Origin of the sequence: Mesorhizobium sp. M5C.F.Ca.IN.020.32.2.1 (assembly GCF_004023105.1) — a bacterium.
Taxonomy (GTDB): Bacteria; Pseudomonadota; Alphaproteobacteria; order Rhizobiales; family Rhizobiaceae; genus Mesorhizobium; species Mesorhizobium wenxiniae.
Map to the genome: position 1 here is coordinate 1 of NZ_RZSX01000376.1, position 5,823 is coordinate 5,823.

The 5,823-nt window shown below is 63.3% G+C and carries 6 protein-coding genes and 1 riboswitch; of the genes, 4 read left to right on the forward strand and 2 right to left on the reverse strand.

All coding sequences use genetic code 11. The annotated features are described in order from the left end of the window. On the forward strand, positions 1–894 hold an 894-nt coding region (locus tag EOA86_RS19025; RefSeq protein WP_128343084.1), incomplete at its 5' end, for an Hsp33 family molecular chaperone. A gap of 137 nt (positions 895–1,031) precedes the next feature. On the opposite strand, the gene apaG is transcribed toward EOA86_RS19025, so the two are convergent. After that, the gene (gene apaG, locus EOA86_RS19030; RefSeq protein WP_065005838.1) at positions 1,032–1,424 is read right to left on the reverse strand and encodes a Co2+/Mg2+ efflux protein ApaG; all 393 of its coding nucleotides are present in this window, start codon (positions 1,422–1,424) and stop codon (positions 1,032–1,034) included. A gap of 224 nt (positions 1,425–1,648) precedes the next feature. On the opposite strand from apaG, the gene EOA86_RS19035 reads away from it, so the two are divergent. Continuing rightward, positions 1,649–2,803 carry a ceramide glucosyltransferase gene (locus EOA86_RS19035; RefSeq protein ID WP_128343086.1) on the forward strand — a complete coding sequence of 385 codons (1,155 nt, stop codon included), beginning with the start codon at positions 1,649–1,651 and terminating at the stop codon, positions 2,801–2,803. Positions 2,804–2,845: 42 nt separating this feature from the next. Here EOA86_RS19035 and EOA86_RS19040 read toward each other — a convergent pair whose 3' ends face one another. Continuing rightward, positions 2,846–4,036 carry an O-succinylhomoserine sulfhydrylase gene (locus tag EOA86_RS19040; RefSeq protein WP_128343087.1) on the reverse strand — a complete coding sequence of 397 codons (1,191 nt, stop codon included), beginning with the start codon at positions 4,034–4,036 and terminating at the stop codon, positions 2,846–2,848. 74 nt (positions 4,037–4,110) lie between these two features. Beyond that, positions 4,111–4,188, reverse strand: a riboswitch (SAM riboswitch). 125 nt (positions 4,189–4,313) lie between these two features. On the opposite strand from EOA86_RS19040, the gene EOA86_RS19045 reads away from it, so the two are divergent. Together EOA86_RS19045 and EOA86_RS19050 are read left to right on the forward strand one after the other, a co-directional pair. Continuing rightward, positions 4,314–5,408: a 2'-deoxycytidine 5'-triphosphate deaminase gene (locus EOA86_RS19045; RefSeq protein WP_128343089.1), complete on the forward strand. Its 1,095-nt coding sequence runs from the start codon at positions 4,314–4,316 to the stop codon at positions 5,406–5,408. A 92-nt stretch (positions 5,409–5,500) separates the two neighbouring features. Next, positions 5,501–5,823: transporter substrate-binding domain-containing protein (locus EOA86_RS19050; RefSeq protein WP_128343091.1), on the forward strand; the 323-nt coding region annotated here is incomplete at its 3' end.

Consider the following 5,823-nt stretch of genomic DNA (forward strand, 5'->3'; position numbering starts at 1 on the left):
GTCCAGCTCGGGCCGATGCTCGACGCGGTCCTCAGCCGTCATGACTATCCCGAGCCGGTCGCCCGCCTGCTGGCGGAAGCCTGCGTGCTGACGGTGCTGCTTGGCACCTCGCTCAAGTTCGAGGGCAAGTTCATCCTGCAGACCCGCACCGACGGGCCGGTCGACATGCTGGTGGCGGATTTTTCCACGCCACAGGCGCTGCGCGCCTATGCTCGCTTCGACGCCGACCGGCTGGAGGCACTGACATCTGTCGGCGAGACCTCGCAGCAGACGCTGCTCGGCAGCGGTGTCCTCGCGCTGACCATCGACCAGGGTGCCCACACGCAGCGGTATCAGGGCATCGTCCAGCTCGACGGTGAGACGCTGGAGGAGGCCGCGCGCACCTATTTTCGCCAGTCGGAACAGATCCCGACCGACCTCAGACTCTCGGTGGCCAAGCTGTTGACGCCCGGTGTCGGCGGTGCCCGCGAGCAATGGCGTGCCGGTGGCATCCTTGCGCAATTCCTGCCGCAATCGGCGGAACGCATGCGCGTGCCCGACCTTCCGGGCGGCGACGGCGATCCGCGCGATGAGGTACATGATCCGGCCGACAATTCCTGGCAGGAACTTCTGGCATTGCTTGGCACCATCGAGCCGACGGAACTGATCGACCCGACGATCGGCGCCGAGCGGTTGCTTTACCGGCTGTTCCACGAGCACGGCGTCCGCGTCTTCGGCGGCGTACCGGTAGCCGACGAGTGCTCATGCTCCAGGGAGAAGATCCGCGGCGTACTCGAAGGTTTCTCAGCCGACGAGATCAGGGACAGCACCGAGGATGGCGGCATTCATGTCGCCTGCGAATTCTGCTCGAAGCAATATGACTTCGATCCGGCGGAGTTTGCCGCGGCGCAGTAGACCATGATCCCGACCGAAGGTCCGCGCATCGAAAAGTGGAAAGCGTTTTTGCTTCGCTGACCTTCGGTTCGGAAAAGGTCCTGGTCTAAGAGTTAGAGCCCATCCCGACTCTATCGGGATGGATCAGGTCTAGCTGGTCAGTTGACGGTGCGCCGCGTGCCCGGCAGATCGAGCGAAAAGGCGGGGATGGCGACGTCGAACGTCTCGCCTCGCTTGTTGCGCATCGTATAGTGGCCGACCATGATGCCGGACGGCGTCGAGAGCGGGCAGCCAGACGTATATTGATAACTGTCGCCGGGGTTGAGTTCGGGCTGGTCGCCGACAACGCCGGCGCCGCGCACTTCCTCGACCCGGCCGGTGCCGTCGGTGATGTGCCAATAGCGTGACAGAAGTTGTACGAATTCATCCGACTGGTTGTCGATGGTCACCTGGTAGCCCCAGACATAGCGGTTCTCCGACGGGTCGGAGCGATCTTCCAGATAGAACGGCCTGACCTGTACTTCGATGTTGCGCGTAACGGCGCTGTACATAGCCTACTCCACAATATGCAGACGGAACTTTCGACGCTCTCCGCAGTTTGGTCAACGGGGCGCTTCCGTCGTTGCCCGACTCGTTTGCGCGCAGGTGCCGAAGAACAATGTCATTTAAGTGACACATGACAATGATGGTGTGCAGGGCCGGGCGACTCAGCATTCCGTCGAACTGTTGAAAACGGCTATCATGCGGCCGGCTTTTCTGGAGTGACCAGATATCGATGGAACTGACAGTCACAGCCGCCTTGCTTTCCACAGCTCTGCTTCTCGTCAATCTTGCCAGCATCCTGCTCGCTTCGTTGAAGCTGAAGCGGCCTGGCAGGATCGCGCCGCCAGCCGGCAAGGCGCCTCCGGTGTCGATCGTCGTGCCGTCGCGCGGCGTCGAGCCGTTTGCCGAGGAGACGCTCGAGCGCGCCTTCTCTCTCGACTGGCCGTGCTATGAACTCATCTTCTGCGTCGCCCATGCCGACGACCCGGTGGCCAGGCCGGTCACCGATGCGATTGCCCGTTTTCCGGCCGTGCCGGCCCGGCTGCTCGTCGGCGACGACCGCATCAGCGGCAATCCGAAACTCAACAATTGCGTGAAGGGCTGGGAGGCGGCGCGCCACCGCTGGGTCATCCTTGCCGATTCCAACGTTCTGATGCCGAGGGATTATGTCCAGCATCTGATGGCGGCATGGCGGCCGGACACCGGCCTTGTCTGCTCGACGCCGATCGGCTCGCGGCCGGACGGGTTCTGGGCTGAGGTCGAATGCGCCTTCCTCAACACGCTGCAGGCGCGCTGGCAATATACCGGCGAGGCGATAGGCCTTGGCTTTGCCCAAGGCAAGAGCATGTTGTGGGACAAGCCCATGCTCGACGCCAATGGCGGGATCCGTGCGCTTGCCGCCGAGATCGCCGAGGATGCCGCCGCGACCAAGCTGGTCAACGGGCTTGGACTGCGCGTCAATCTCGTCGCCTCGCCCTTTGAGCAGCCGCTCGGTTTTCGCACGCTCGGCGAAATCTGGTCGCGCCAGGCCCGCTGGGCACGCCTGCGTCGCGTCACCTTCCCACTGTTCTTCGCACCCGAAATACTGGTCGGCGCGGCGGTGCCGCTGGCGCTTGCGCTGGTTGCTGCGGCCGGCGCCGGCTTCAGCCTGTCGGCGACCGCCCTCGTTGTGCTGGTAGTCGCCTATCTCCCGGAATGCGCTCTCGCCTCGGCCAAGAGCTGGCACCTGTCGCTACGCATGGTCCCGGCGATGATGGCGCGCGATTGCATCTTGCCGATTGTCTGGGCGCGTGGCTGGCTCAGCGGTGCCGTCGACTGGCGTGGCAACACGATGACCATCCACACCAGCGCCGTTGCGGAATTGGAAGAGACCCCGTCGGGCGCCTGACCGCGCCTGATTTTGACGATTCGAGCGACACCGCCCAGTGCACTATCTGGCGGCTTTCAGGGCCTGCTCGATGTCTTCGAGCAGGTCGTCGGTGTCCTCCAGGCCGACGGACAGCCTGAGCGTGCCTGGCCCGATGCCGAGTTCGGCGCGCGCCTCGTCGCTCAGATTCTTGTGTGTCGTCGTCGCCGGATGGGTGATCAGGCTCTTGGCGTCACCGAGATTGTTAGAGATCAGCACGATATCGAGCGCGTTCTGGAAGGCGAAGGCCGCCTGCTTGCCGCCCTTGACGTCGAGGCAGATCAGCGTCGAGCCGCCCGACATCTGCCTCTTGACGACCGCCGCTTGCGGGTGATCGGCGCGGCCGGGATAGATGACGCGGGCGATTTCCGGCCGCTCGGCGAGGAAGTCCGCGATCCGGCCGGCACTTTCCGTCTGCTGGCGCACGCGCAGCGGCAGCGTTTCCAGGCCCTTCAGCAGCGTCCAGGCGTTGAACGGCGACAGGCTGGGACCGGTGTGGCGGAAATAATCGTGCAGGTTCTCGTCGATCCATTTCTTGTCCGACAGGATGACGCCGCCGAGGCAGCGCCCCTGGCCGTCGATGTGCTTGGTCGCCGAATAGACGACGATATGGGCGCCGAGCTGCAACGGCTTCTGCTGCAAGGGCGTGGCAAAGACATTGTCGACGATCAGCCGCGCGCCGATCGAATCGGCAAGCGAGGCGACGGCTGCGATGTCGACGACTTCCAGCGTCGGATTGGTCGGGCTTTCAAGGAAGAACAGCTTCGTGTTGGGCCTGACCGCCTTTTCCCAATTGGCGATTTCGGTGCCATCGACCAGCGTCGCCTCGATGCCGTATTTCGGCGCCAGCGTCTCGACCACCCAGCGGCAGGAGCCGAACAGCGCGCGCGCCGCCACGATGTGGTCGCCGGCCTTGGCGCTGCACAGCAACGCCGCTGTCACCGCCGCCATGCCGGATGCGGTGGCGCGGGCATCTTCGGCACCTTCCAGCGCACACATGCGCTTCTCGAACATGTCGACCGTCGGATTGGCATAGCGCGAATAGATGAAGCCCGGTTCCTCGCCCTTGAAGCGGGCCTCCGCCGCCTGCGCCGTATCGTAGACATAGCCTTGCGTGAGATACATCGCCTCGGAGGTTTCGCCGAAGCCGGAACGCAGCGTTCCCGCATGCACGAGTGCGGTCTGAGGCTTGCAGTTGCGCTTGTTGCTCGTCATCACCTTGTTCCAAACACCAAAAATGGCCCAAATACAAAAAAACCGGCCGCGAAAGTCGCAACCGGTCCATATGGCCTTCCGGGCCGACGGTCCTTTAGCGACTTGTTTAACGTGGCTGCAAGCCGACCGGCCAAATCACCACGGGATAACGACCCTTTAAACCCGCACCACGCTTGCGTCAATTGCCGGCATGATTAAGAGGTTTGTACCAGCGGGTTCCGCGGCAGGAACCTGCGACAAAACGAGACCACGCCCGGCCTTCGAGCGGAGCCAGACTTTGCGGCAGACAGGCATTCTTCCCGATCAGGATATTTCCGCGCTGTTCCGGTCGGGCGCGCTGAAATCGCCGCGCGCGCTCGATGCCGACCAGGTCCAGCCGGCCAGCCTCGACCTTAGGCTTGGCGACAAGGCCTGGCGGGTGCGCGCCTCCTTCCTGCCCGGCCCGAACCACAGGGTTGCTGAAAAACTCCACCGCCTGAAGCTGCACGAAATCAATCTCGCCGACGGTGCGGTGCTGGAGACGGGCTGCGTCTATATCGTGCCGTTGCTCGAGAGCCTGGCGCTTCCGGCAAACGTTTCGGCCTCGGCCAACCCGAAGAGCTCGACCGGACGGCTCGACATCTTCACCCGGGTGATGACCGATCGCGGCCACGAGTTCGACAAGATCGCTGCCGGCTACAACGGCCCGCTCTATCTGGAAGTCAGCCCGCGCACCTTTCCGATCGTCGTCCGTGCCGGCTCGCGGCTGTCGCAGATCAGGTTCCGCACCGGCAATGCGCTTTTGTCGGAAAGCGAGCTGCACGAATTGCATCGTGCCGAGACGCTCGTCGCCACCGAGCCGCCGAACATTTCCGGCGGCGGCATCGCACTGTCGATCGACCTCGATGGCGACAAGGACGGGCTGGTCGGCTACCGCGGCAAGCACCACACCGGCCTGGTCGATGTCGACAAGCGCGCCGCGCAGGATGTTGTCGATTTTTGGGAGCCGCTCTACAAGAGCGGTGCTGGCGAACTGGTGCTCGATCCCGATGAATTCTATATCCTCGTCAGCCAGGAGGCGGTGCATGTGCCGCCGCTCTATGCCGCCGAGATGACGCCCTTCGATCCGCTGGTTGGCGAGTTCCGTGTCCACTATGCCGGTTTCTTTGATCCGGGCTTCGGCCATTCGGCGGCCGGGGGCACCGGCAGCAGGGCTGTGCTCGAAGTGCGCAGCCACGAAGTGCCGTTCATCCTCGACCACGGCCAGATCGTCGGACGGCTGGTCTACGAGCACATGCTGAAGCGGCCGCAGGCGCTCTACGGCACAGATCTCGGCTCGAATTATCAGGCACAGGGCCTGAAACTGTCCAAACATTTCCGCGCCGCGCGCTGATCCCCGATCAACCAGACTGTGCTTGCCTGGCCTTGCGGGCCGTGCTTGGCTGTGCCTAACCATCAAGGTGGTTGAACCAAGGGAACAAAGAAATGCAGATTTCAAGATGGATCGCATCGGCAGCAACAGCTGCCATGCTGGTGATGGCTGCCGGGTCCTTGTCGGCGCAAGCACAGGAAAAGTTGAAGATCGCCACCGAAGGCGCCTATCCGCCGTTCAACACCATCACCGCGGATGGCAAGCTCACCGGCTTCGACATCGACATCGCCAATGCGCTTTGCGCTCAGATGAAGGTCGAATGCGAACTTGTCACGCAGGACTGGGACGGCATGATCCCGGCGCTCCAGGCCAGAAAGTTCGACGCCATCATCGCGTCCATGAGCATTACCGAGGAGCGCAAGAAGCAGGTCTCCTT